Source organism: Sphingobacterium sp. FBM7-1 (genome assembly GCF_020687765.1).
Taxonomy (GTDB): Bacteria; Bacteroidota; Bacteroidia; order Sphingobacteriales; family Sphingobacteriaceae; genus Sphingobacterium.
The window spans coordinates 246,293-269,079 of sequence record NZ_JAJEWJ010000004.1 but is presented as its reverse complement, the minus strand read 5'-3'; the positions used below and the strand labels follow the sequence as shown (position 1 = coordinate 269,079).

At 42.0% G+C, this 22,787-nt stretch carries 22 protein-coding genes and 2 tRNA genes; 20 read left to right on the top strand and 4 right to left on the bottom strand.

The features are described 5' to 3' along the window. The first annotated feature begins 28 nt into the window (after window positions 1-28). Together LKO28_RS09745 and LKO28_RS09740 are read left to right on the top strand one after the other, a co-directional pair. Window positions 29-101 (top strand) — tRNA-Met (locus tag LKO28_RS09745). A gap of 51 nt (window positions 102-152) precedes the next feature. After that, a tRNA-Met gene (locus tag LKO28_RS09740) sits at window positions 153-225 on the top strand. Window positions 226-338: 113 nt separating this feature from the next. On the opposite strand, the gene LKO28_RS09735 is transcribed toward LKO28_RS09740, so the two are convergent. After that, window positions 339-1,295, bottom strand: coding sequence for a ribose-phosphate pyrophosphokinase (locus LKO28_RS09735; RefSeq protein WP_227694610.1), 957 nt, complete (start codon window positions 1,293-1,295; stop codon window positions 339-341). Between the two features lie 384 nt (window positions 1,296-1,679). Between LKO28_RS09735 and LKO28_RS09730 the strand changes: the two genes are divergently transcribed. The 3 genes from LKO28_RS09730 to LKO28_RS09720 all read left to right on the top strand — a co-directional run bounded on the left by LKO28_RS09730 (window position 1,680) and on the right by LKO28_RS09720 (window position 4,356). Then, window positions 1,680-2,276 carry a 50S ribosomal protein L25/general stress protein Ctc gene (locus LKO28_RS09730; RefSeq protein WP_227694609.1) on the top strand — a complete coding sequence of 199 codons (597 nt, stop codon included), beginning with the start codon at window positions 1,680-1,682 and terminating at the stop codon, window positions 2,274-2,276. 89 nt (window positions 2,277-2,365) lie between these two features. Then, the gene (gene pth / locus LKO28_RS09725) at window positions 2,366-2,929 is read left to right on the top strand and encodes an aminoacyl-tRNA hydrolase (protein ID WP_227694608.1); all 564 of its coding nucleotides are present in this window, start codon (window positions 2,366-2,368) and stop codon (window positions 2,927-2,929) included. 140 nt (window positions 2,930-3,069) lie between these two features. After that, on the top strand, window positions 3,070-4,356 hold the full coding sequence (locus tag LKO28_RS09720) for a citrate synthase (RefSeq protein ID WP_227694607.1): 1,287 nt from the start codon (window positions 3,070-3,072) through the stop codon (window positions 4,354-4,356). Between the two features lie 56 nt (window positions 4,357-4,412). Here LKO28_RS09720 and LKO28_RS09715 read toward each other — a convergent pair whose 3' ends face one another. Beyond that, window positions 4,413-5,189 (bottom strand): META domain-containing protein, encoded by a 777-nt coding sequence (locus LKO28_RS09715; protein ID WP_227694606.1) that lies wholly within the window; start codon window positions 5,187-5,189, stop codon window positions 4,413-4,415. A 190-nt stretch (window positions 5,190-5,379) separates the two neighbouring features. Here LKO28_RS09715 and nuoH point away from each other — a divergent pair, with 190 nt between their 5' ends. The 9 genes from nuoH (at window position 5,380) to LKO28_RS09670 (ending at window position 15,144) form a co-directional block, all read left to right on the top strand. Continuing rightward, window positions 5,380-6,453, top strand: a complete 1,074-nt coding sequence (gene nuoH, locus LKO28_RS09710; RefSeq protein WP_227694605.1) for an NADH-quinone oxidoreductase subunit NuoH — start codon at window positions 5,380-5,382, stop codon at window positions 6,451-6,453. Window positions 6,454-6,466: 13 nt separating this feature from the next. After that, entirely contained in the window at window positions 6,467-7,030 is a 564-nt protein-coding gene (locus LKO28_RS09705) for a NuoI/complex I 23 kDa subunit family protein (protein WP_411028041.1), read from the top strand. Further along, the gene (locus LKO28_RS09700; protein WP_227694604.1) at window positions 7,027-7,575 is read left to right on the top strand and encodes an NADH-quinone oxidoreductase subunit J; all 549 of its coding nucleotides are present in this window, start codon (window positions 7,027-7,029) and stop codon (window positions 7,573-7,575) included. The genes LKO28_RS09705 and LKO28_RS09700 overlap by 4 nt, the downstream gene beginning before the upstream one ends. Further along, on the top strand, window positions 7,572-7,877 hold the full coding sequence (nuoK, locus tag LKO28_RS09695) for an NADH-quinone oxidoreductase subunit NuoK (RefSeq protein ID WP_227694603.1): 306 nt from the start codon (window positions 7,572-7,574) through the stop codon (window positions 7,875-7,877). The genes LKO28_RS09700 and nuoK overlap by 4 nt, the downstream gene beginning before the upstream one ends. Window positions 7,878-7,879: 2 nt before the next feature. Then, a complete protein-coding gene (gene nuoL / locus LKO28_RS09690; protein ID WP_227694602.1) occupies window positions 7,880-9,889 on the top strand; it encodes an NADH-quinone oxidoreductase subunit L in 2,010 nt (669 codons plus the stop codon). Between the two features lie 3 nt (window positions 9,890-9,892). Continuing rightward, a complete protein-coding gene (locus LKO28_RS09685; protein WP_227694601.1) occupies window positions 9,893-11,497 on the top strand; it encodes a NuoM family protein in 1,605 nt (534 codons plus the stop codon). Between the two features lie 13 nt (window positions 11,498-11,510). Then, entirely contained in the window at window positions 11,511-12,983 is a 1,473-nt protein-coding gene (locus tag LKO28_RS09680) for an NADH-quinone oxidoreductase subunit N (protein ID WP_227694600.1), read from the top strand. A 512-nt stretch (window positions 12,984-13,495) separates the two neighbouring features. Further along, complete coding sequence (locus tag LKO28_RS09675) at window positions 13,496-14,101, top strand: DUF4254 domain-containing protein (protein WP_227694599.1); 606 nt, start codon at window positions 13,496-13,498, stop codon at window positions 14,099-14,101. 5 nt (window positions 14,102-14,106) lie between these two features. Beyond that, on the top strand, window positions 14,107-15,144 hold the full coding sequence (locus LKO28_RS09670) for a glycosyltransferase family 9 protein (RefSeq protein WP_227694598.1): 1,038 nt from the start codon (window positions 14,107-14,109) through the stop codon (window positions 15,142-15,144). Window positions 15,145-15,172: 28 nt separating this feature from the next. On the opposite strand, the gene LKO28_RS09665 is transcribed toward LKO28_RS09670, so the two are convergent. Then, window positions 15,173-15,937, bottom strand: a complete 765-nt coding sequence (locus tag LKO28_RS09665; protein ID WP_227694597.1) for a glycosyltransferase family 32 protein — start codon at window positions 15,935-15,937, stop codon at window positions 15,173-15,175. Window positions 15,938-16,059: 122 nt separating this feature from the next. On the opposite strand from LKO28_RS09665, the gene LKO28_RS09660 reads away from it, so the two are divergent. From LKO28_RS09660 to LKO28_RS09645, 4 genes are all read left to right on the top strand, one after another. Next, on the top strand, window positions 16,060-16,812 hold the full coding sequence (locus tag LKO28_RS09660) for a glycosyltransferase family 2 protein (protein WP_227694596.1): 753 nt from the start codon (window positions 16,060-16,062) through the stop codon (window positions 16,810-16,812). Between the two features lie 70 nt (window positions 16,813-16,882). Continuing rightward, a complete protein-coding gene (locus LKO28_RS09655; RefSeq protein ID WP_227694595.1) occupies window positions 16,883-17,974 on the top strand; it encodes a glycosyltransferase family 8 protein in 1,092 nt (363 codons plus the stop codon). A 6-nt stretch (window positions 17,975-17,980) separates the two neighbouring features. Continuing rightward, a complete protein-coding gene (locus LKO28_RS09650; RefSeq protein ID WP_227694594.1) occupies window positions 17,981-19,003 on the top strand; it encodes a hypothetical protein in 1,023 nt (340 codons plus the stop codon). Window positions 19,004-19,051: 48 nt separating this feature from the next. After that, a complete protein-coding gene (locus tag LKO28_RS09645; RefSeq protein ID WP_227694593.1) occupies window positions 19,052-19,999 on the top strand; it encodes a glycosyltransferase in 948 nt (315 codons plus the stop codon). Between the two features lie 46 nt (window positions 20,000-20,045). Here the strand turns inward: LKO28_RS09645 and LKO28_RS09640 are convergent, their stop codons facing one another. Continuing rightward, on the bottom strand, window positions 20,046-20,873 hold the full coding sequence (locus LKO28_RS09640) for a glycosyltransferase family 2 protein (protein WP_227694592.1): 828 nt from the start codon (window positions 20,871-20,873) through the stop codon (window positions 20,046-20,048). A gap of 223 nt (window positions 20,874-21,096) precedes the next feature. Here LKO28_RS09640 and LKO28_RS09635 point away from each other — a divergent pair, with 223 nt between their 5' ends. Together LKO28_RS09635 and LKO28_RS09630 are read left to right on the top strand one after the other, a co-directional pair. After that, window positions 21,097-21,936 (top strand): family 6 glucosyltransferase, encoded by an 840-nt coding sequence (locus tag LKO28_RS09635; RefSeq protein WP_227694591.1) that lies wholly within the window; start codon window positions 21,097-21,099, stop codon window positions 21,934-21,936. After that, window positions 21,933-22,787 carry an alpha-1,2-fucosyltransferase gene (locus tag LKO28_RS09630; RefSeq protein WP_227694590.1) on the top strand — a complete coding sequence of 285 codons (855 nt, stop codon included), beginning with the start codon at window positions 21,933-21,935 and terminating at the stop codon, window positions 22,785-22,787. Before LKO28_RS09635 ends, LKO28_RS09630 begins: the two co-directional genes overlap by 4 nt.

The window sequence follows — 22,787 nt, the reverse complement described above, 5'->3', positions numbered from 1 at the left end:
AAACCTACCTTTGTATCACCAAAAACAATGCGGGGTGGAGCAGTTGGTAGCTCGTCGGGCTCATAACCCGAAGGTCATCAGTTCGAGTCTGGTCCCCGCTACTAAAAGAATAAAAGACAACGCGCGAGGCTGCGTCTAAAAAAAAGAAACATTGCGGGGTGGAGCAGTTGGTAGCTCGTCGGGCTCATAACCCGAAGGTCATCAGTTCGAGTCTGGTCCCCGCTACTACGTAAAGCACTAAGGAAACTTGGTGCTTTTTTTATGCCATAAAAAAAATGAAGTAACAAAAATAGCGACATTACTGTCGCCATTTTTTGTTTCAACCGATATGGTTATCGTTATTTAATCTCAAACAGATCGGAAATCGATCCGTGTTCATTTACATTTTTAATGGCACCGGCAAATAAATCAGCCGTAGATAACACTTTAATTTTACTACAGTTTTTCGCTCTTTCTTTATCCAGCTGTATGGTGTCGGTAACGATCATTTCTGTTAACACTGAGTTCTCGATCGTATCGTAAGCCTTGCCCGACAAAACAGCATGGGTACATACTGCCCGTACGGAACGCGCACCGTGTTCCATAATCAGCGCTGCTGCTTTTGATAGTGTTCCAGCTGTATCGCAGATATCATCGATCAATACCACATCTTGCTCTTTTACATCCCCAATAATAGACATCGATTCGATTTCGTTCGCCCGTTTACGACGTTTATCACAGATAATCACTTCTGCGTTGAAGAATTTAGCGAACGTCCGCGCACGATATGAACCACCCATATCTGGAGAAGCGATGGTCAGATTTGGCAAGTTCAACGATTTGATGTAAGGCACAAATATAATCGACCCGTCCAGATGATCTACAGGGATATCAAAAAAGGCCTGTATCTGTGCGGCATGCAAATCCATCGTCATAATCCGATGTGCCCCGGCAGCCATAATAAGATTTGCCATCAATTTTGCTCCGATCGCCACCCGTGGTTTATCTTTTCTGTCCTGACGAGCATAGCCGAAATAAGGAACAACTACCGTAATATAATGAGCCGAAGCACGCTTAGCGGCATCAATCATCAACAGAAGTTCGATAAGGTTATCCGTGGGTTGGTTTGTGGATTGAATTAAAAATACATCGCTCCCCCGTATGGATTCATTGTAAAAGGGCTGGATTTCCCCGTCGCTAAACTTGGATAAGGTCATATCGCCGAGCGGCTTTCCATAAGAGGAGGAGATTTTTTCCGCTAATTCCACTGTTCCTGAGCCTGCGAACAGCTTCACCGTGTTAAATTGCAAAGGCATTTCTTATGCGTTTTTTATGTTGGAGTTATTTAAATATTTCCAATTAGAAGAAGTCATCAAAAAAAGTTGTCCGACCTGGATTCGAACCAAGACTAAATGAACCAAAATCACTTGTACTACCCTTATACTATCGGACAATCTCTAAGATTAACTTAATTTTGCCACAAAGTTAGCCAAATGTTTTCTAAAACAAAAAGTTAAAGTAACTGATCGCATTATATACCCGTTAACGCGGACACACATCATGCCAACAAGTCTAGCTATCTTTTCAGAGGAGTGATTTGCAAGGTGATAAAGAACAGCAACAAGACGTTAAATTAATTTGCTTAATCAAAAAAATACCGTATTTTTGCCCGTCAATTTAGATAATTTAAAACAAATTAGATGAAATCAATTGCTATTAGCGGTTCTGTTAGACAGAACGTAGGGAAAAGAGATGCAAAAGAATTGCGTTACGAAGGAAAGATTCCTGCAGTTCTTTATGGTGGTAAAGAACAAACCCACCTTGCTGTATCCGCAGCTGATTTGAAATCTGTTCTTTATACTGCAGATGTAGTATTCGTAGAATTGGATATCGACGGCAAAAAAACACGTGCTATTGTTCAGGATGCACAATTCCACCCACTTACTGATTTAGTAACACACGTGGACTTTTTAGAATTGTTTGACGACAAACAAGTTTCTGTAAACATCCCTATCAAATTGACTGGAGATTCTCCGGGTGTTAAAATGGGGGGTAAACTCGTTCAGAAATTACGTAGCTTACGTGTAAAAGCGTTACCTAATGACCTTCCTCAAGAAATCCTTGTTCCTATGGAATCTTTGGAAGTTGGTAAATCTTACCGTGTTGAACAAGTGGAGTTGGCAAACGCTAAAATCCTTAACAACGCAGATGATACAATCGTATCTGTTATCATGTCTCGTGCATTGCGTCAAGCAGAGCAAGAAGCAGCGAAAGCAGCAAAAGGCGGCAAGAAATAATACCGAGGTATTTAGACAAATAAAAAAGCATCGCAACATGTTGCGATGCTTTTTTATTTGTCTAACATCTAATTCCTATCTTTGCATTCATGAATTACTTAATCGTCGGACTAGGCAACATTGGCAAAGAATATGCGGATACGCGCCATAACATCGGTTTTATGGTAGCAGACGAAGCTGCAAACCAAGCTGGGGCGACCTGGTCATTGATGAAGCTTGCCTACTACACGGAATTTAAACTTAAAGGCAGAAACGTATACATGATTAAGCCTACGACATTTATGAATTTAAGTGGCAAGGCCGTCAACTATTGGATGCAGGAGCTAAAAGTTCCGATACAAAATGTACTAGTTGTGGTAGACGATCTTGCTATTCCATTTGGTTCGCTGCGAATCAAACCGAAAGGTTCCGCTGCAGGCCATAACGGACTACGCTCTATAGAGGCTACTTGTGGCGGACAAAACTACCCTCGTTTACGTTTCGGCATAGGCGATAATTTCCCAAAAGGACGTCAAGTAGATTATGTATTGAGCCCTTTCGAGCGCGATGAGCAAAAGGAATTACCTGCACTCATAGATCGCGCCGTGAAGATGGTACAAAGCTTTGTCCATATCGGCATCGAATTAACGATGACGAATTTAAATACAAAGTAAACAACCATCCGATCTTCCGTAAGATACACACGAAACTATATCAACTAACAATTCTTTACTATTTAAACGCTATCACTGTTAGGAATTATCACCGATTTTTTTAACATTTGTAAAATAGAGATTATTTAGATTATTAACATATGTCGGATAAAGCAACAATAAATTTAGGCGGAAAATCATATGAATTGCCAGTTGTTATTGGTACTGAAAACGAAAAAGCGATTAACATCTCCAAATTAAGAGGTGAGTCGGGATATATTACACTCGATCCAGGATTTAAAAATACCGGCTCTACGGAGAGCGCCATTACTTTTCTCGATGGCGAAGAGGGAATTTTGCATTACAGAGGCTATCCTATTGAACAGTTAGCCGAAAAATCAACTTTTCTAGAGGTCGCTTATCTCCTAATATACGGTGAGCTTCCGACAAAAGAGGTGTTAGAGGAGTTCCGTTCTGCAATTAGAAAGCAAATGATGATCCACGAAGACATGAAGAATTTCTTCGTAGGTTTCCCTTCCAAATCGCACCCTATGGGGCAATTGTCTTGTTTGGTAGGCGCTTTATCTGCATTCTATCCGGAATCCTTAAATCCAAACGCATCTGAAGAGGAAGATAACAAAACAATTATCAACCTATTGGCAAAAATGCCGACGATCGTGTCTTGGATTCAAAAAAAATCATTAGGCCAACCGGTGGTCTATCCTAAAAATAACTTCGGTTATATTGAGAATTTCCTCAATATGATTTTTGGAGAAGTTACCGGCGAAACAACCTTTGATCCGGTTGTGATCAGCGCGATGCACAAATTATTGATTCTACATGCAGATCACGAACAAAACTGCTCGACATCTACTGTGCGTATTGTAGGATCATCTAACGCGAATTTATATGCTTCCATATCGGCAGGTATCAATGCTTTATGGGGTCCGTTACATGGCGGCGCTAACCAAGCGGTAATTGAAATGTTGGAAGCTATCAAAAATGACGGTGGCGACGCGGATAAGTACCTTGCAAAAGCAAAAGATAAAAATGATCCGTTCCGCCTGATGGGCTTCGGACATCGGGTATACAAAAACTTTGATCCGCGAGCGAAAATCATCAAAAAAGCATGTGATGACATTTTGGAAAAATTAGGGGTGGAAGATCCTGTATTAGACATCGCCAAAAAACTGGAAGAAGCAGCGTTAAACGATCAATATTTTGTAGATAGAAAATTATATCCAAATGTCGATTTCTATTCCGGTATCATTTACCGTGCATTAGGATTTGAATCGGATATGTTTACGGTATTGTTTGCTTTAGGCCGTTTACCGGGGTGGATTGCGCAGTGGAAAGAAATGCGCGACAATAAAGAGCCTATCGGACGTCCGCGTCAAGTATATGTGGGCGCGACAAAACGCGATTACGTAGATTTTGATAAGCGATAAGCTATTAACTATAAAAAACGCGATGAAAACTGAACTCATCGCGTTTTTTTTATAATCTATTTTTTCTGCCACCGCATCACAACGATATCATCCATGATCATCGTCAGCACGCTATCTTGCACATCAAAACTGGTAACGCGTTCTATGTTTTTGAAGAACACTTGCTCACCATTACCCGGACAGGCCATTTTGGTCGACATCAGCGGACCAAATGAAATCGCATGCCCATCGATCTTTACATTCCCGGAAAAGTTATTACAGCTACTGTTGCCATTCACCTTCTTTTCTGGCACATCAAAGGTAATCGTAGGCTTCCTATTTGCATACAATTCTTCAAAATCTATTGCGGGGTCCAAGATATAATCCAACTCCCAAGTACCCGCCAACTTATCCGATTGATTAAGCACCGAGACGAACTTCGCGAGTGCTGCTCCATTCTTTCCTTTTGATAAATGCAAGGTATCTCCGGTTATCGTATAGGTATCCACTTCATCAAACAACTTACGAAAACCATTTTCGATATGCATATCTTCACATGCCATCATCGTAGACATACCGCGAGCAAAGGAAATACGATTATTTTTCTGCAAGGTGTACTCCCCTCCCAGGCCATTACACCCGCCGCTAGCGCTGTAACGACCGCTCTTTTCATCGAACGTCAGAAACGGCATCTTACCGTTTATTTCCGCCGCAACGGCTTCGCCGTTAAGCTCCACTAAGCGCCATTGTTTTCCAGATAAAATGATTGCGCTATCACCGGCAGGCTTCCGCACGGCACATCCCACAAGCAACAGGACAACGACCGCTAAATAAATAAAGTTATGGTTCTTCATATGCTAATTAAATAGTTTTCCAATATTAGAATACCCTATTAAACGAAAGGTTTAAAGCCTAAGCTACAAGAATATTTTAAAGGATCTAAAATAAAATCTACTATTCTAGTATATTTTCTTTAAATATTATGGGGTTTTGCTGCGTTTTCCGTATGTTTGCATCAATTAAGAACTATTCTAAAAAGACGAATTGGCCGATCTTATTATCCATATCCTTGTACCACTAGCAATCTTTTCATTTATTGCTGGATTTACGCTGTTTGCCGTCTATGCTGAGCGTAAAATAGCAGGTTTTGTGCAAGATCGCCTGGGCCCGATGGAAACGGGGAAATATGGTCTGATCCAAACCTTGGCAGATATATTAAAGCTATTACAGAAGGAATTTATTACTCCATCCGCAGCCGATAGGATTTTGTTTGCGATAGCTCCTGTCGTTATTTTTGCAGCGGTCTTTATAGGGTTTAGCGTGGTACCTTGGGCGCCCGACTTTATCCCGGCCAACACCAACACCGGACTCTTTTTTATTATGGCCGTGGTATCTATTGATGCTATTGGCATTTTAATGGCTGGCTGGGGATCAAATAATAAGTATTCGTTATTAGGATCCATCCGAGCTATCTCGCAGATGGTCTCCTACGAATTACCGGTGGGACTATCGCTTATCGCTGCCGTGATGATTACGCAGACGCTGAATCTGAACGACATCGCTTACCTGCAAGGGATCGCTTCGCCGGAGCAGATTTATTTTATGGGATTTTGGGATGTGACTGACGTGGGTGGTATATTTGCTTGGCACATTTTCCAAGCCCCACACCTGCTGATCGTGTATGCCATTTTCTTCATCGCCTCATTGGCAGAATGTAATCGTGCACCCTTTGATATTCCCGAAGCTGAATCGGAGCTTATCGGAGGTTTCCATACCGAGTACGGCGGAATTAAATTTGCTTTTTTGTTTCTCGCTGAATATGCGATGATGTTTCTTGTTGCTATCTTGGGTGTTGTTATTTTCTTAGGCGGATGGAACAGCCCACTACCCAACATCGGAAGTTTACGCCTAGCAGACTGGACCACGGGATTGGGCTGGGGTATCGCTTGGACTTTGTTGAAATCGTTGGCTATTGTCGGTGTACAGATGTGGATCCGATGGACCCTACCTCGTTTTCGAGCCGACCAGCTATTGACGCTATGTTGGAAAGTCTTAATCCCACTAGCATTTGTTTGTATGGCTATATCGGGTTTATGGCGAATATTGGTTATATTATAGAGGAGAAAATTTGATACTAAAAACAACCATACAAGGATTTATGACTGCTGTTAAAGGTTTATACCTTACGGTCAGACACTTGTTTGGTGCCCGTAAGTCACGTGAAATACGCGATATCCGCAACGAAAATTATTTCAAACAACAAGAGGGCGTTGCTACCGTACAATATCCCAAGGAGAAGATGCCCATTCCAGAAGTCGGGCGCTATCAGCTGCAGGTCGATATCGACGATTGTATCGTCTGTGACTTATGTGCAAAAGCTTGTCCGGTAGATTGTATTGATATTCAATCCATCAAATCCGTAGGCGTCATCGGGAAAACATCGGACGGCAGTGTCAAACGCCTGTATCCGGAAAAGTTTGATATTGACATGGCCAAATGTATGTACTGCGGGCTGTGTACAGTAGTATGCCCTACGGAATGTATTACCATGACCGATCAATACGACCGAACCACTACGAAACTAACGGATTTGATTTACGGTTTCTCGGATATGACGGACGAAGAGATCGCGCAACGAAAAGAAGAGTGGACACGCTTTCAAGCCGACAAGGAGGCGGCGAAGAAAAAACAATGATGATAGAGTCTTTCCTATTCTATGCTTTTGCTGGTGTCGCGATCCTATCTGCTCTTTTATTGGTTCATATACGTAACACTGCTCGAGCGTTGTTTTTACTTTTCGTAGTTCTTTTCGCGATGGCCGGACTTTATCTGTTCGCGCTGGCAGACTTTATCGCTATCACCCAGATTTTAATATATGTGGGTGGGGTGCTTATCCTATTGATATTTGCCTTTATGCTATCTAATAAGGAATTATTGGCCGATCTGCAATCCACTTCCGGACGTTTCATATCCTTACCGAACTGGCAGGCACTGGTCTTGGTTATTGCCTTCCTAAGCTTGATGGTGTACAGCTATCTTAGCTGGTCACAACAGATGCCTCAATGGATCGCGCAATCTGAAGCCAAAGGCAAAATGATCTTACCGACAGACAACAACATCAAAGTCCTGGGTTTTAAATTTATGACTCAGTACGTGTTACCGTTTGAAATCATATCCGTTTTTCTGATGATGACCCTTATTGGAGCGGCGCACTTATCCCGAAAGGAGAGCAACAAATGATTACACTTACGCACTTCTTAGTCGTCAGCGCGTGCATTTTCTGCATAGGGCTATATGCTGTCTTAGCGAAGCGCAATGCAATTATGATCCTCGTAGGTATCGAACTGATGATTAATGCCGCAATATTGAATTTTGTGGCGTTCGGAAAATACGATAAATTAAATTATGGCGGCCAGGTCTTTGCGCTATTTGCCATCGTTTTAGCTGCAGCAGCCGTAGCGGTAGGGCTTGCGCTTATCCTCAATGTCTACCGACACTTTAAAACCATTAACCCGGAGCATATCCACGAATTAAAAGATTAAGCGTGAATACGGCACTCTCTATATCGCCCATTATTGCCAGCATCCTTGTTATGCTGTTACCGCTGTTGGCCTTCGTCCTACAAGCGGCATTAGGCAAAAAGTCTATCTCGGGCAATATCGCTTTAACAGCTATTATCGCGAGCACCATAATTAGCCTGTTCGGCGTATTTTTACCGATCTGGAACGAAACGACCTTGCTGCAAAAATGGACATGGTTCACCATTGGCGAACATAGCCTTCACATCGGCATTCTTCTCAATAACCTCACGGCTTTAATGCAACTGATCGTTTGTATCATCGCATTGCCAGTACATATTTATTCTCGGTCCTATATGAAAGGAGACCCTGGTATACACCGTTATTGGATGTACCTCAGTTTGTTCTGTTTCGCGATGTTAGGACTCACCGTGTCCCTCAATCTGCTGCAACTTTACATTTTTTGGGAATTAGTGGGTTTTGCATCCTACTTACTGATCGGCTTTTGGTTTACGAAAGAGTCTGCTGTACAAGCGAATAAAAAAGCATTCCTGATTAATAGAATCGGTGACATTGGTTTCCTCGTGGGGATAGGATTGGTTTATGCTAACTGTGGAACCTTAGACCTATCGGTATTGTTTAATCCGGCCGAAGCCCTGCTACCCAGTGACAAAAACACCGGTTGGTTAACCTTTGCTGGTTTGGCCTTTTTTTTGGGAGCTATGGCAAAATCGGCGCAGTTTCCATTACATGTATGGTTAGCTGACGCGATGGAAGGACCTACTTCCGTGTCTTCTCTTATCCATGCCGCTACGATGGTTGCTGCGGGTGTATTTCTACTTTGTACCGTTTTCCCTTTGTTCAATTCGACCGTTTTGCTCGTTATCACGCTTATCGGTACATTGACAGCCCTCTCTGCGGCAGTATTTGCTTTGGGGCAATATGATATTAAAAAAGTACTCGCCTTTTCGACCGTTTCTCAATTGGGATTTATGATGGTAGGTGTGGGTATCGGAGCGTGGGATGCCGCTATGTTCCATCTTGCCACACATGCTTTTTTTAAATGTCTGCTTTTTTTATGTGCAGGGGCAGTTATCCACGAGTTAGCTCATTTTAAAGCTAAGACACAACTCGATATCGATCCGCAGGATATGCGTAACATGGGTGGTCTACGCCAGATTATGCCGAAGACCTTTATATGTATGGTCATCGCATCCCTGTCGTTGGCCGGATTCCCCCTAACTTCAGGTTATCTTTCGAAGGACAGTATCGTCATCAGCGCCTATGAATGGGCAAGCCAACTGGGGGGCGTTTACCTCTTGATTCCTATACTGCTGATTGTCGTGAGCCTATTTACTGCTTTTTATATCGGACGACTTATTTTTAAAACATTTTTCGGTTCTTTCAAATATCATACCGTGTTCGAAGCAGGTACCCCTTTCCATGAGGCGCCTAAAGCGATGCTCATACCGATGTTTTTCCTTGCAGCCGGAAGCTTGTTTCCGCTCTTTGGAACATCCTTAACGGATTACCATAGCGCTTGGATTATACATGCTTTGGAAACAACTACAACCTACCCTGCCCTTGCATCAGCCCATATATTTATACCGGTTATTTTAACAGGAGGGGCCGTTTTAGCCTGGTTTATCGGCTGGCAGTGGTATGTAAAAGAAAAATATCCACTATCGGCGAACAATCCGCTCGTGCGGTTTGCCTATAAACAAGGCTATTTAGATGAGTTTAACGATCGTGTTTTTGTAAAAGGAACCGTAGGCCTTAGTCGCCATCTTTATGCATTCGATCGCCGTGTGGTAGACGGAATGACTACATTTTTTGCGTGGTTCGTGCGTCAACTGGCCGTGGTGGTCTATTGGATAGACAAATATATCGTGGACGGACTGGTCAACCTGGTCGCCGGCACCACGTATTACATCGGCCACCTCGTCCGACATGTTCAAAATGGCCAATTACAAAACTATCTGGGTTTTGCATTGACCATTGTTGTTTTGGGAATACTTTATCTGCTAATTAAATAGAAAATGGGCTTGTTATCCATACTGATATTTTTACCATTAGTCGCCACCTTGTTGATTTTGGCTTTACCAGCATCAGCCAAAGCGGCTTATAAATACATCGCTTTAGGTTTCACCTTCGTACAGCTTGGACTTTCCCTTTATCTTTACGGGAATTTCAACGCGTCACTAGGCGGTATCCAGCAGCTAGATGCTTATCAATTTGTAGAGCAGCTTGCATGGATACGCTTGGATCTCGGAACGATTGGAAAACTAGAGATAGATTATCTGGTCGGGGTAGACGGAATTTCGCTTCCGCTGATCGTACTGAGTACGCTGGTCATGCTGATGGGCGTTGGGGCGTCGTGGAACATAAATAAAAGTCCGAAAGGTTACTTCGCGCTACTGATGATCCTGAACACGGCCGTTATAGGTATTTTCTCTGCATTGGACTTTTTCCTATTCTACGTGTTTTACGAAGTGATGTTGCTTCCGCTTTATTTCCTTATTGGAATTTGGGGTGGCGAGCGCCGGGAATACGCTGCAATCAAGTTTTTTATCTATACTTTACTGGGTTCGGTACTCATGTTACTGGTTATTGTAGGCCTCTATTTCTCGGTCATCAACCCCGCTACGGGCGCGCATACATTCAATATGCTGCACATGATGAACCCTGCGAACTATGTAGACGGTTCCTTCTTTGCGCATATCGCAAACTACCATGATGTATTCGGTATACCCGCCCGTCTTGTGGGCTTTATCGTGCTATTTTTTGCTTTTGCTATTAAAGTGCCGATTGTCCCGTTGCATACTTGGCTACCCGATGCACACGTGGAAGCGCCCACTCCGGTATCCATCATATTGGCCGGTATCTTACTAAAAATTGGAGGATACGGGATTATACGCGTGTGTTATAGCATTTTTCCAGATATCGCAGCCGACACCAATTGGTGGATCGCTTTAATTGGGGTTTTATCCATCTTGTATGGAGCATTCAACGCTTTAGCACAAAAAGATCTAAAACGAATGATCGCCTACTCTTCCGTATCTCATATGGGTTTTGTGCTGCTCGGTATAGCATCGCTAACTGCCGAAGGCGTATCAGGCGCCATATTCCAAATGGTTTCACACGGTTTCCTCAGCGCGGCACTGTTCTTTTTAGTAGGTGTTATCTACGACCGCGTACACGACCGTTATATCTACCATTTCCGTGGGTTGGCGTCGCTTATGCCTAAATACACCGCTTATGTAGCAATTGCCTTTTTTGCCTCCTTAGGCTTACCGGGCTTCTCGGCTTTCATTGGTGAAGCTTTCGTGATCATTGGTGCATTTAACGCCGAAAGTATGTCGACTGGCGTACCACGTTGGATGGCTATAGGTGGATCTATTGGTATATTATTGAGCGCTATATATTTCTTATGGACATTGCAACGTATGTTTTTTGGACAAACGCGGCTTCAAGGTGGAGTAGCTTGGCAAGAAGCATTGACCGATCTGAACACACGTGAGCAGGTGATCTTGTTCCCGGTACTTGCGTTAGCGCTGCTGTTGGGTATCATGCCATCGCTTATATTTGGCAACCTTAACGCTTCGGTATTACAACTTATTGATTTAATAAAACCATATTTGTAAAATTAGGCATAACGTGAACGTATCCATCTCCAACATACTCGACCAAATTATTGCTTCAATTCCCCTTTTCAAGCCGGAGTTATCTTTAATTATTGGTTTTATCGTTTGTATTTTCACCGCATTGTTTCTGGAGAAACGTTGGAAAAACAGTACGTTCATAGCTTGTATGTTGACCCTAGGCGTCGCTTTATACCATCTCCTTGCGCAGTTATCAACTACCGGAACAGGCTTCTCGGGCATGTGGTTGATAGACCCCTGGAGTATCTACGCGCGCCTGGTGGTATTAGCTAGTACAGGTATTATTGCTATTTTCTTACAACAACGGCATCCAAAAAACAACGGAGATATATACGCTGTACTGCTCGCTACCACACTGGGTATCCATGTCTTGAGCGCTACGAGCAATTGGCTGATGGCTTTCATCGGCATCGAGATGGTTTCTATTGGTTCTTATGTCATGGTCGGCTATTTTTCCCGAAACAAAGCGCAATCGGAAGCCGCGATGAAGTATGTGCTTTTCGGTTCTGTATGTGCGGCGGTTATGCTCTACGGACTTTCGCTGGTCTATGGATTAACGGGCAATTTAGATTTCACCTCCGCAGCTCATTTAAAAGGACTTATCGATGCACCCCAAGCTATCATCACCCTCGGCTTGCTTTTTGTGTTCGCCGGAATCGGATTTAAACTGAGTTTCGTGCCTTTTCATGTATGGAGCCCAGATGTCTATCAAGGCGCTCCCACGGCAATCACCGCTTTTCTATCCACCATTCCCAAAGTAGGTGCGATCATTTTGTTCGCGCGTCTCTATCAATCGTGGTCGTCTACAGCATTTTATTTTTCGGAATTAAGCAGTTGGTTTATTATTATCGTGGCGCTGGTAACGATGTTAGTGGGCAACCTAGCCGCACTTCGTCAACAAGACGTTAAGCGGATGATGGCTTATTCCTCTATCGGGCATACAGGGTTACTGCTTATGGCCGTATTCGCCTATCAAGATATATTCAGCTACCTGCTTTTCTATATTGTAGCTTATGTTTTGATGAACCTAGCTACTTTTATCTTTATAGACGAAATTGAACAACAAACGGGCTCCACATCGCTTTCATCCTACGCAGGTTTAGGAAAAAAAATGCCGCTTTTGTTTACGGCATTTACGCTGGTCGCGGTCTCCCTAATTGGCATACCACCAACCATAGGTTTTGTCGCCAAGCTAATGGTGTTTACCTCTACATTTTCGATCTTTCAATCCTCGGGAGGAACCGGCTCCTTACTTTTACTGATTGTAGGGGCACTTACATCGGTTATCTCGCTATTTTTCTATTTCAAAATTCCGTTATATGCTTTTTTACGCGGTAATGATAATCCCATCCCGTCCGTCGTTAATAGAAAACAAGTGAGCGTAATGCTTTTTATCGCCTATCTCCTGACGATATTGGTTATTTTGTTTGGGATCTTCCCAAATTGGTTAATGGAGATGGTGTCTTAAAAAAGACGATTTTTGTCGCTCAAGCCGCGACGTGGCTCTTCCTTTTTTACCTTAAAAAAGGAAGCAAAAAAATCGTCGCTTCAGATATTTGAGAGAGTGGATAATGCTAAGATGAGTTTCTGCAAGTCTCAAACATCTGGATGCGACATTGAATATTAAGAGTTGGTTTGTGCAATGGTATTACCCCATCCGTAATGTCTAATATCACATTATATTTGTCGATTCCTAAACAAAATAAACTCGCTCTGCTGTTTTTAACGGAAAGTCTTCATAAAAATGTCCGCAAAAAAAGACGATGTCATTTTCATCCACCTCTCCGCTAGAAGTTTTTGGTTGCTTTGAATTACGACATGCACGATCCCTCCTTTAACTTTTCATGTCGCATCCGAATGTTTTACAACTGTACAAACACGTCCTTAGCACTACCCCTAATGTAAAACATTCGAAGCGACGATTTTTTTGGTTCTTTTTTGAGGAAAAAAAGAACAAAAGAAAACATTATCTTTGCAGTTATGATCAGCGCAATCGCCAACACGGTATTTCAACTTGCTATCGAGCATTATCATCGTTATGATGATATCGACCAACCTATCGAGAATCCTTACGACAACCAGTCTTTAGAACACCTACTCTATTTAAAGTGCTGGATAGATACGGCGCAATGGCATATGGAAGACGTCGTCCGTAATCCGGAAATAGCACCGCAGGAAGGGCTGTACTGGAAGCGTCGCATCGACAAACAAAACCAGGTACGTACGGATACGGTTGAATATATAGATAGTTATTATCTGCAGCAATTTGGCCATGTTCAAGCAAAAGAAGATGCTCGTATTAATACGGAAAGCCCCGCTTGGGCAATTGACAGGCTATCCATTTTAGCGCTAAAGATTTACCATATGGATCAGGAGACCAAACGCACTGACGTGGACCAGGCCCACATCACGGCTTGCCAGTCAAAGCTAGACATCCTGTTAGAACAGCGTAAAGATTTATCGCAGAGTATCGACGAGTTGCTTACTGATATCGCGGCTGGGAATAAATACATGAAAGTCTACAAGCAAATGAAAATGTACAACGACCCATCGTTGAATCCAGTACTTTACAATAAAACACCTTAGGGAAAATGAAGAAAGTCCGGGTATTGGTTATACGTTTCTCGGCAATGGGAGATGTGGCGATGGTGGCTTCTGTCCTACGGGAACTCAGCGCTCAACATAAGCAGATCGAACTCGTAATGGTAACTCGGCCCCAGTTTGCCGCTTTTTTTGAGGATATTCCCAACCTTATCTTCCACCCTATCTTTCCGGACCAGCAGCATAAAGGCCCGAAGGGATTATGGCGGCTGTATCATGAACTTAAGAAATACAACATTGATTACGTAGCCGATCTGCATAACAACATCCGTTCACGTGTGCTGACGCTATTTTTTAAGACTGCCGGTTATCATCTCGCGATCCTGGACAAAGCACGTCACCGAAAAAAAGAATTAACCCGCAAAAAACATAAGATTTTAAAGCCGTTACGGGCTACCGTAGAACGTTATGCCGATGTATTCCGGACATTGGGATTTCCGCTTAAGTTAAGCCATAGTCTTCAAAAAGAAGAGCGTCCTACTCCAGCGATTTATCATCGGCCATTAAGTAGTGAAACGATTAAAATCGGTATCGCGCCATTTGCACAGCATCCCTATAAAGTATGGGATCTTAGCCACTGGGACACGATATTTCAAACCTTCCCCGCTTCGGCTTACACCTTTTTTATATTTGGTGGCGGCAAGCAAGAACTGGAAACCGCAGCAGCTTGGAGCGCCCAATACCCACACGTCCATAATACGATTGGGCAGCTAGGTTTAACGGGCGAACTCGATCTCATCAGCCACCTCGACCTGATGGTCAGCATGGACTCGTCGGGTATGCACATGGCCTCCTTAGTCGGTACACGTTGCTTATCCATATGGGGAGCTACACATCCATATGCTGGCTTCCTGGGTTATGGACAATCGATGGAGGATTGTATACAGGTAGCACATAGCAACCGCCCCAGTTCGGTATATGGAAACAAGTCTTGTATTTGCAATGGTATAGAAGCTATTGAGTTGGTCACAACGCCTATGATCGTCGAGAAGATTTATAAGCTATTCCCTCCCACCGAGAAAGCATAAACTGTTTAAAAAAGGTGCGTGACCTTTATCAATCGCGGTTATATTGAAAGAAAGCTTTTTTATTACCGAAAAGATATGCTAGTCGAGATTGCCAAATTAAGGGGGTGCGTGCTACCTTTCTAGAAAAAGAGCGCCAGTAGTAAGCCATATTTTTCTTTTTGTTACCCCAGGAATCTTCCCACCAATGAATAGCCAATGTATTGGGGGTGAGACAACTTTCATGGAAAGGTTCCATCCACGAAAACGGATAAAAATAGTCTTTCGTCAGGACCATTACATCTGCCAATCGTTGGTTTTGATAGGTATCCACACCATATTTTTTCATCAGCACTTCTGTAGATACAACCGGTGCTGCCATCGGATGATACTTCATACGCTGTAGCTTTTCGGTTTCTTGCAGACATAACTCGATAAAGCTATTTTTGGGTTCGCAACCGATAACGGCGGTATTAAAAGGAAACTTTGATACGCCAATTTCGGTCTGAAATCCGATGAATGCTTTTTCGCCGAGCAGACCGTCAAAGCTCTTGATCACTTCCACATCCGTGTCGAAGTAAATTCCACCTTGCTTAAATAGGGCGTATAACCGCATGTAATCTGCGATAAACGCCCAGCGCTTTTGCCTATATAAGATCTTCAAAAATGGCATGCTATCGAAGGGCGTATTAGATTCATCCCACCGACGGATCTCGTAGTCAGGCAGATGTGCTTTCCATGATTGAATACACTTTTGGATCGTCTCACTATATGCCCCTCCCCCGTACCAACAAAAGTGAATTATTTTAGGAATCATCGTTTTGCTTTTTTATTTATTTATCTTTGCCCAAACTTAGATAAAATGCGCAGCATTAACGAAAGGCGAAAAGAAAAAAATAGCGTACCTAAACACATTTCAAAACTATTTAGGCCAAAATAATGGGGATAAGCGGACTGGTTATCACTTTTAACGAAGAAAAGTATATCAAACGGTGTATCGAAGGCCTAAAAAAGGTTTGTGACGAAGTCATCATTATCGATTCTAATAGTCAGGACAACACGGCGGAAATCGCTCGGTCACTGGGTGCCACCGTTATTAGTCAAGCTTTTTTGGGCGACGGTCCGCAACGGACGTTTGGGCTACAATTCTGTAACCACGACTGGATACTGAATGTAGATACAGACGAGTTTTTAGACGAGGACTGTTACGCTTTTTTCGCTCAAAAAGACTACCTCCAACTCCCCTATGATGCCTATAGCTTTAAGAGAAGGAACTTTTTAAAAGATAAAGAAATCAATTTTGCCGATTGGTACCCCGATTATGCTTGCCGTTTCTTCAATAAAACCACGGCTCATCCTTCGCCCCACCAAGTACATCAACGTGTAATTGCCTCCAATCTCTACAAAAGTGATATGCATTTGCTGCATTACGCGTGGGATAGTTTTCATCAGTTAATTGCGAAAAAGAACCAATACACGGATTGGCAAGTGGAGGAATTTATAAAAAAAGAAAAAAAGGTAAATGTCTTCTCACCTGTTATACATGGGATTACGGCATTCTTTAAAGCATATTTTTTAAAAAAAGGTATATTTCATGGTATCGACGGTGTAACGTTTTCGTTAATTCAATCGTTTTTCTCTTATATGAAGTATGCAAAAATGCTGGAAGTGCAGCGTACCCGCAAAATATAGATGGCATATGTTTTGCATAATGAAACTTCATTTTTGAGTATTCGATAAGATAGGGACTAAACATTACTAGATGACATATTCTTTACCCACGATTAAACAAAGTACGAAACCCGCAAAAAATAGAAAAGCTGTCGCCTTATGTGTCGATAACGCTTATCTCCCCTATGCTTCTTTTGTTGCGAGTCAAATACTAAAAAAAGAGCCGGAACGTGATTTCGACATCGTGATTTGTCTACCTGACACGGAGAACCTTCCGGCACCCATTCACGAAGACATCCGCTATTGTACGGTCGATTTTTCGGCTATCCTCGGACTCCCTGTAGGGCGGCTCTCTTCAGCCACGTATCATAAAATATTTTTACCGAGCGTTTTTAAAGACGAATACGAACACATCTTGTATTTGGATGCCGACGTATACATCAACACACCCTGTATTTCACAAATTCTGAATAACCATCAAGAAGAAAAAGGCTTAATGATGGCCATTGATATATCAGAAATTGAACGCAAATCAGGTTTCAATTTCCATAATGCTTATCTCAACCGCTATATCGCCTTGAAACATCAATACCGAAACGCCGGCGTTATTCTGTTCAACACGAAGCGTTTACTAGCAATAGACTATCTAACGCAAATGATGGACTATGCGAAAAAAAATAAGCATAAATTGGTACGGCACGATCAAACATTAATCAATACCGTACTACACGACGAAATTGGATCATTATCATTCTTATATAATTATCAGCTTATCGATACAACTATACCTTTATTAGAAGAATTTCAGCCTAAAATTCTACATTTTGTAGGGGAACTAAAACCATGGAATACCGAAGAAGGTTTCATCGGTTCATTTCATGCAGCATACGAGCTATTCATCGGACAAAATTTCCCCGCGTACCAGATGCATGCCAAAACAGAATTTGAATTGAAATATGAGAGCCGGAAGAAAAAGCGAAAATATAAAAACCCAGTTCGCGAACAGTTGTCTTTAGGGGTATTTGTTGGTAAGGAAAAGTGGAAACAAATACTTTCTTTTTTTGACGGGGACTCACCTGACCACGTGATGAATAACCCCAAAATCAGGCGGATTTTATCGCGCTTCAGAAACACAATCGATACGTCGATTTATGAATGTGAAATGGGTGGATCGAGGGTTTAGGTATTTATGAAAAAAACTATACTTCTTGCCGTCCCTGAACATGTCGGCTTTCCTGCAGTTTTAAAAAAGAACCTTGAATATGTTGGTTTCGAGGTCTCACTTATTACCGTCCCCGCCGCCGAAAAGTTTAAGTACAGAAGTCTCTTACAACGATTGCATAATTTGTTTAGGAAAGTATTTTTAAGAGACAAAGCTTTCAAAGCGAAACTTTTTCTGAAGAACAACGTCGAAAGATTATTGGAACAGCTACGTTCCTTTGAGTATGCTGAATATGCTTTGTTTATCCGGCCAGACTTGTTTCCAGTTGAGATTGTGCGTTTGGTAAAAGAAAAGTGCTCCATGCTTGTGGGATATCAATGGGATGGACTTGACCGTTATCCTGCCGTTCACCATTATATAGCCATGATGGATAGGTTTTTCGTTTTCGACGGCTCGGACTTAATTTCAGATAAGATTTTAGGAACCACCAATTTTTATTTTGATTTTGATTTTGCTTTGCCACGATCTCTCGATTCGGCAAACCAGACGCTATACTATATTGGAAGTTATGTAGACGGCCGAACAGATCTGATAAAGGACATCGACACAAAATTTAAGATCTTAAATAGGCATAGGAATATCAAGATAGTTACGAATAACGATAAAATAGGCCAGATAATTGCAACGAAAGGACTAACGTCTACGCCGGAGTTAATATCTTACGAGGAAAACATGCAGCACGCCTCTAAAGCTGATATCCTCCTTGATATTCAGAACCCAATACATAATGGGCTATCATTCCGCATTTTCGAAGGCCTCGGCTATATGAAAAAAGTAATCACAACGAATGAACAGGTTATACACTACGACTTTTATCGCTCCGAGAATATATTAATTTGGAAGGGACAGAGTGTCGAAGAACTCCGTCAATTCCTAGAGGTTCCCTATTCTCCGATCCCCAGTAAGATAAGAGAAAAATATAGCTTCACAAACTGGATTTCGTATGCTTTAGATCTGCCACACCATACACCCATCACATTACCTCGTTAGATGATTGGTTCGTATCTTTGTGACAAGGCATCAAATAAAGGTGGTTAAATGAAAGTATCTGTCGGATTATGTACATATAATGGAGAAACTCATCTTCGTAAACAGCTCGACTCTATCCTTGCGCAGACTAGAAAAGTTAATGAAATCGTAGTATATGATGACGGTTCGTCCGACAACACGTGGCTGATTTTAGAGACTTATCAACTCAATTACCCCGGTCTATTTCAGATCCGACAAAATCCCACAAACTTAGGAAGTATCAAAAATTTTGAACAGGTATTGTATGCCTGTCACGGCGACCTGATATTTCTAAGTGATCACGACGATATTTGGGTCCCGGAGAAGGTGGAAGAATATATTACTTGTTTCGAAAAGTCGCCAGACACCAATGTTATATGTTCCAATGGCTATATTATAAATGAGAACGACCATGTAATTGATGCTTTAACCGTATGGGATGTACCCGAAATTCTAGAAAATAGAGGTGAAATGGTTCATTATTTTGATAGCATATGTTATGGAGGAAATATTGCTACAGGAGCTTCAATGGCTATACGAAAAAATTATATTCGACGTATACTACCCATCCCACTCCTAGGTGTTCACCATGACGAATGGATAGCGCTGATCGCCAGCTTCGATAAGTGTTTCAAAAGCATAAATAAAAAGTTGTTTTATTATCGAATACACCCTCAGCAACAAGTTGGTATCATTCCATATCCTAATACAATGGCCTCCCGGGACGAGTTGTACAGAAACTTTTCGTCTATCGACGTTCCGAATTTCAAAACGATAAAAAGGAAAATGAAAAAGATATCGCAAAAACATAATTTCTTCTCTAAAGGCGGAGATCACCAATTAATGCAAGCGGTACTAAGCGCGCTAAGACACAAGCATTATCAACTCAAAAAGATGCTTATAGCGAACTACCCTTTCAAAGGTAGGTTAACAATCGTTATGGATAAAATAACCACAAAGCGTCAACTAGTAAAATAGGAAGCCATAAGATAATTGTCGTGAATGAAGACCTGTCGTGGATGTTTTACGATTTAAACCATTTATAAAAATACTTCCTATACCATATATTATAGTATTTTTTTCTAAGCTTTACAAGTTCATCCTCACAGCGGTAAAAATTATCCAAACCCATTGCGTTGGTTTCGTAAAACTCTTGATGTTTATGAAAAACATATAACTTCACTTTCTTCAACCTCTCCGTGTTTTCTTTATTTTTATCTAAAATAGAATCCTCAGAAAGTCGTTTTCGGTAAAAATATTGAGGTTCTTCTATGCGATAAACATTTCCTCCGTAAACCTTTAACAAATGAACCCAGCACTCCCAATCTTCACACAAGATCACCGATTCATCAAAGCCGCCGATACTTTTAATCTGATCTGTGCGCACCATCGCGAAGGCTGGAATACAATTGTGACGCAAAAATAAGCGGATTTCAAACGGTGCTAATGGAAACAACCCCGTTTCCCGCTCAAATAGCTCCATATTACTGTACACGATTGTCGTCTCACCGTCCTTTTGGTGATAAGTCAGGGCAAGTTCAATGTACGTTTCCTTGAGTTTGTCGTCCGCATCCAAAAAAACTATGTATTGGCCCTTAGCGTAAGAAAGTCCAGTATTTCGAGCTGCTGAAAGCCCTTTATTTTCCTGAGTATATAAAGATAATCGTGGTTCTGTGCTCATCAATTCGCGTACAATTGTACCTGAATTGTCCGTAGACCCGTCATCTACTATTATAATCTCCAGATTTTCATATGTCTGATCTAAAGCTGACTGAACTGCTTCAAGAATGGTCGCTCCCCCATTATAGCAGGGAATCACAATACTTATTAGTGGCTTTTCTACGTTAACCATATACAAAAATGCACAAAAAGAATGATGATTTTATACTTCGCAACTCATACTCCTGATTGGCTAATATATTTATACTTTTGCTGCCAGTAGATCCTCGCCACCTTTTGATGACACATCTATCTGCTGAGGAAAACCCGCCAGGCCACGTTCTGGACATTTTCTCAAAGACTTATGTAGCGTGCGACGGAAACGGCTCGTATATACTGAAAGTATCCAGTCAAGAATGAAAAAAACAAAAGTAGGTATCTTATACATCTGCACCGGCCGATATGCCGTCTTTTGGGAGAGATTTTATCGCTCTGCTGAGAAATTTTTACTGACGGAGCCGGATATTGAGAAGCACTACTTTATATTTACCGATGCGGATGTGCTAGAAAATGAATCTAATATACACAAGTATTTCAAAAAGCCAGAAGGGTTTCCCTCTGACTCTATCAAGCGCTTTCGAATGTTCCTTGCTATTAAAGAAGATTTAAAAAAAATGGACTTTGTGTTTTTTTTGAATGCAAATATGAATTTTGTGCAGTATGTAGGGAAGGAAATTTTGCCCTTCACTTCTCCATCCGGATTAATGGGCGTGTTGCACCCTGGCTATGCCCATTCACCCAAAGAGGAGCTCCCTTACGAAAGAAACCCAAACTCCACCGCATTTATTCCATACATAGAAGGACATACTTACCGATATTTCATGGGAGGCTTTAACGGTGGGAAAACGGAGCAATTCTTGGCCATGTGCGAAGTTTGTGACAGTAACATTCGGGAAGATACGGAGAAAAACATCGTCGCGTGCTTTCACGATGAATCACACATCAACGCGTATTTTCTCAAGCGCGAGATCCTTATTCTTTCTCCCGAGTACGGCTTCCCGGAAGACCTTGACACCCCTTATGCTCAGAAAGTCATCATACTTAATAAGGCTAAGCACTATGGTGATTATTTTGTAAAAGAGTATGCTAACCCGTTCGTGCTTCCCTCCCCGTTGGAAAGAAGGGGATCGCTTCGCAAAATGGGATCCAAATTGACAGCGTTCATGTCTAAGTTTAAAAAGCCCCTTCATCTATGATTGTGACGAAGTTACAAGGCGGCTTAGGGAACCAAATGTTTCAGTTCGCCGCAGCTTATGCAACATCTACAGATGTATACCTAGATCTGGATTTCCTGAATCACCATAGCGAATCAAACGAAACATTTACACCCCGGCCCTATGAGTTATCTATTTTCTCAAACATAAGATTTAAGGAAGCAGGAATATATCGAAAAAAACTCTTCACTTCGAGCAACATTTTCTATCGATCGGTGAGAAAGTTTATCCGTTCAGCCGTTGTCAAACAACAGGGGAACGAAATGATAAATTTTGAACCGAATAGGCACCTATACCTAGACGGGTATTTTCAATCCGAACGTTATTTTGTACACGCCCGGAATGCGATTTTACGCACCTTTCATTTCCCTCCCTTAGACGATAAAAACCAAGGGTTAGCGGCTAGCATAGCGAATGCAAAAAACAGCGTATCCTTACATATTCGACGTGGTGACTATCTTAAGCCCGAGGTTGCCAAATATCATGGTGTATTACCGCTTAGTTATTATTCGCAAGCCATCGAACTAATACAAAACAAGTTAGACGACATCGAATTATATATTTTTTCAGACGATCCGGTTTTTGCGCAGGAAAATTTCGGACACCTCTGCCACGTCACATTAGTGAATGGAAATGAACGCGAAGCCTGGAAAGATATGGCGCTTATGTCGATGTGCCAACACCATATCATCGCAAATAGTTCTTTCAGCTGGTGGGGCGCTTGGCTGGCTCAACAAAATGGGATCCATATCGCCCCGCGGGATTGGTTCAATCCGAAAGTCGTCACATTCGATATTAACAACATCATTCCCAAGAATTGGGTAATAATCTAA

What these genes read in the sequence shown, in the direction of transcription:
- LKO28_RS09665 (WP_227694597.1), bottom strand. Translation starts at nt 15,937, where the DNA reads ATGATTCCTAAAATAATTCACTTTTGTTGGTACGGGGGAGGGGCATAT.
- LKO28_RS09735 (WP_227694610.1), bottom strand. Translation starts at nt 1,295, where the DNA reads ATGCCTTTGCAATTTAACACGGTGAAGCTGTTCGCAGGCTCAGGAACA.
- LKO28_RS09635 (WP_227694591.1), top strand. Translation starts at nt 21,097, where the DNA reads ATGAAAAAAACAAAAGTAGGTATCTTATACATCTGCACCGGCCGATAT.
- LKO28_RS09670 (WP_227694598.1), top strand. Translation starts at nt 14,107, where the DNA reads ATGAAGAAAGTCCGGGTATTGGTTATACGTTTCTCGGCAATGGGAGAT.
- LKO28_RS09640 (WP_227694592.1), bottom strand. Translation starts at nt 20,873, where the DNA reads ATGGTTAACGTAGAAAAGCCACTAATAAGTATTGTGATTCCCTGCTAT.
- LKO28_RS09700 (WP_227694604.1), top strand. Translation starts at nt 7,027, where the DNA reads ATGATGATAGAGTCTTTCCTATTCTATGCTTTTGCTGGTGTCGCGATC.
- LKO28_RS09715 (WP_227694606.1), bottom strand. Translation starts at nt 5,189, where the DNA reads ATGAAGAACCATAACTTTATTTATTTAGCGGTCGTTGTCCTGTTGCTT.
- LKO28_RS09645 (WP_227694593.1), top strand. Translation starts at nt 19,052, where the DNA reads ATGAAAGTATCTGTCGGATTATGTACATATAATGGAGAAACTCATCTT.
- pth (WP_227694608.1), top strand. Translation starts at nt 2,366, where the DNA reads ATGAATTACTTAATCGTCGGACTAGGCAACATTGGCAAAGAATATGCG.
- LKO28_RS09720 (WP_227694607.1), top strand. Translation starts at nt 3,070, where the DNA reads ATGTCGGATAAAGCAACAATAAATTTAGGCGGAAAATCATATGAATTG.
- LKO28_RS09630 (WP_227694590.1), top strand. Translation starts at nt 21,933, where the DNA reads ATGATTGTGACGAAGTTACAAGGCGGCTTAGGGAACCAAATGTTTCAG.
- LKO28_RS09650 (WP_227694594.1), top strand. Translation starts at nt 17,981, where the DNA reads ATGAAAAAAACTATACTTCTTGCCGTCCCTGAACATGTCGGCTTTCCT.
- nuoK (WP_227694603.1), top strand. Translation starts at nt 7,572, where the DNA reads ATGATTACACTTACGCACTTCTTAGTCGTCAGCGCGTGCATTTTCTGC.
- LKO28_RS09685 (WP_227694601.1), top strand. Translation starts at nt 9,893, where the DNA reads ATGGGCTTGTTATCCATACTGATATTTTTACCATTAGTCGCCACCTTG.
- LKO28_RS09655 (WP_227694595.1), top strand. Translation starts at nt 16,883, where the DNA reads ATGACATATTCTTTACCCACGATTAAACAAAGTACGAAACCCGCAAAA.
- LKO28_RS09730 (WP_227694609.1), top strand. Translation starts at nt 1,680, where the DNA reads ATGAAATCAATTGCTATTAGCGGTTCTGTTAGACAGAACGTAGGGAAA.
- LKO28_RS09660 (WP_227694596.1), top strand. Translation starts at nt 16,060, where the DNA reads ATGGGGATAAGCGGACTGGTTATCACTTTTAACGAAGAAAAGTATATC.
- LKO28_RS09675 (WP_227694599.1), top strand. Translation starts at nt 13,496, where the DNA reads ATGATCAGCGCAATCGCCAACACGGTATTTCAACTTGCTATCGAGCAT.